2 protein-coding genes are annotated in these 2,219 nt (G+C 45.2%); both read right to left on the reverse strand.

The annotated features are described in order from the left end of the window. Nucleotides 1-37 precede the first annotated feature (37 nt). A complete protein-coding gene (locus tag WCO51_12630; GenBank protein MEI6514098.1) occupies nt 38-517 on the reverse strand; it encodes a response regulator transcription factor in 480 nt (159 codons plus the stop codon). Beyond that, on the reverse strand, nt 507-2,180 hold the full coding sequence (locus WCO51_12635) for a sensor histidine kinase (GenBank protein ID MEI6514099.1): 1,674 nt from the start codon (nt 2,178-2,180) through the stop codon (nt 507-509). The genes WCO51_12630 and WCO51_12635 overlap by 11 nt, the downstream gene beginning before the upstream one ends. Nucleotides 2,181-2,219: the final 39 nt, after the last annotated feature.

Consider the following 2,219-nt stretch of genomic DNA (forward strand, 5'->3'; position numbering starts at 1 on the left):
AAAACATGGCACCAGGATTATTTCGCAAGTTCGCATTTCAAAACTGGAACTGGATTTCTGATGAAAAATTAAAGGCCGTATACGACGAAGCAAAAGCCGCCATCCTCCCAATGAAGAAATTACCAATATACGGTTTTGATATTGATCCCGCCGCCTTACGAATCGCCGTGACCAATGTCTCGATCGAGCAGTCCTTGGACATATATCCAGATGCGCCGTACTTTAGCGCCCTCGTTGCATAGATCTCTTCTGAATATATACTCAGCATCAGAATAATAAGTTTAGGGTATTTTTTACGCAGTATCTTCAAAAGATCAAGACCGCTGCTATCAGGTAATTCAATATCGAGTAGTGCAATATCGAAGCTCTTCTGCTGCATTATGCTTAATGCCTCCGTCGCACTTGCCGCCTCGCCCGTCACATCGATATCGTCCACAGTATCGATCATCATCCGTATGCCATTACGTACAATCGAGTGGTCATCGACCAGCAGTACCTTGATCTTCTTAGTCGTCAAGTGAATCTCCAATTGGTAGTTGTATCACTACGGTTGTCCCTTGTTCGGGGGTGCTTTTAATTTCTATACTGCCTTGGTGGAGAAGACATCGCTCCCTCATCCCAATGATGCCCATCGAGTTTTGATTGGACTGCAGGGCTATGGGAATGCCGATACCATCATCTGATATCTCGATGGTCACGATGCCGTCTTGGACCCTCGCATGAATGGTTATCCTCGATGCCTTGGCATGGCGGATCACATTGGTGATTGATTCTTGAGTCATTCGAAAGATCGAAGTACTAAGATCAGGTCCAATTTTGATTGATTCGGTCAGTTCGTCAATGACAAGCTCGCATTGAAGGTTTTCTCTTTTTTCGATCTGACCGCAATGCCATCTCAGGGTCTCCCATATCCCAAAATTTTTCAATATGGGAGGGCGCAGTTCATTGATCGTGTTGCGCATGGAATTGATCGCACTCACTGCCAGTTCACTTGCACTCACTATATGCGGGTCTGGGGTTAGACCATTCTTTTGGGAATGGTCGATAGAGACCGCTAGGTGGGAGTTGATACCTGAAAGATCACTCCCCATTTGATCATGTATGTCTCGTGCAATCCGTTGTCGTTCCTCCTCTTTGATGCTCTCCTGATAAGCCATCAGATTACGTAAATTAGACTCTGACTGTTGAAGATTGGTATTAGCAGCCTGTAACTGTTGCTCCGATTTCGTCAATCTACGTACTACAGGCAATACCAGCCAGTACAGGAGGACCCATCCTAGAGCAGCCATTAAAGAGGTATATAGGGCAATATCATAAAGACGCTTGTTTGCCGATTCGTACAATTCCTTTTCATCTATTTTGAGCACCATTCCAATGTTTTGATTCCTCAACCCTTGATAGGCTGCAACGACCGGAATCTGTCGATAATCCTTGGCATTGATGATGCCAGTCTTGCCATTTAAGGCAAAGTCCATCGGTAGCGGTAGATTGTTCACAATACGAGACAACTGTTTGAATTCAATTCCGCTTTCTCGACTTAGTAAACATTTCATTTCAAAGGAGTTATTCTTTAGAGGCTGGCACAGCATGAATTCACCTGAACTGCCGATCCTCCTGTGCGATGTGCTGGTTCGTTTCAGATCCTTAAGGTTCTTCTCAGTCTGAATGCTTCCGACTTGATGTCCATCGGAATTCAACACACTCTCAGTGACACGTACGAATAGGGATTTACTTTTTGAGTCCCACGCCATTGTTATGGAGGTGTCATTTATTAATGAAAACGAGGGTTCTAAATCCCGGATGAAATTCCCCGTACTTAGTAACTCCTTGCCATGAATATCGTAAGCTGATGCAGCGGTGAAGCCAGCTTCCAATAACGAGTCGATATTCAGTTTAAGATTCTGCAAATCGATGACACTGCCTGGGGCCACACTGATCTGATAGAGCGCTTTTATTAGGAAGGGCCGACTGGCTGCCGCGTGAGTGTCCTCTTTAGCATCCTCTAACCCAGCGATCAGATGGTGTGCATCCTCTTGCAATGTTATTTGGAGTGCTTTTCCGAGAGACGACTCGACCTGAGTCTTCATCACTTCATAGACCATAATGCCGGTTACGAGCGTTAGCCCTATCAATAATAGAGCGCTCATTAAGCCGATCTTATGGTCGTCACGCAGTTTCAACAGATAGTCCCCTTAATCCCCTGTATTTGCTTTCGTTCC

The organism is bacterium (assembly GCA_037131655.1).
In the GTDB taxonomy this organism is placed as follows: domain Bacteria; phylum Armatimonadota; class Fimbriimonadia; order Fimbriimonadales; family JBAXQP01; genus JBAXQP01.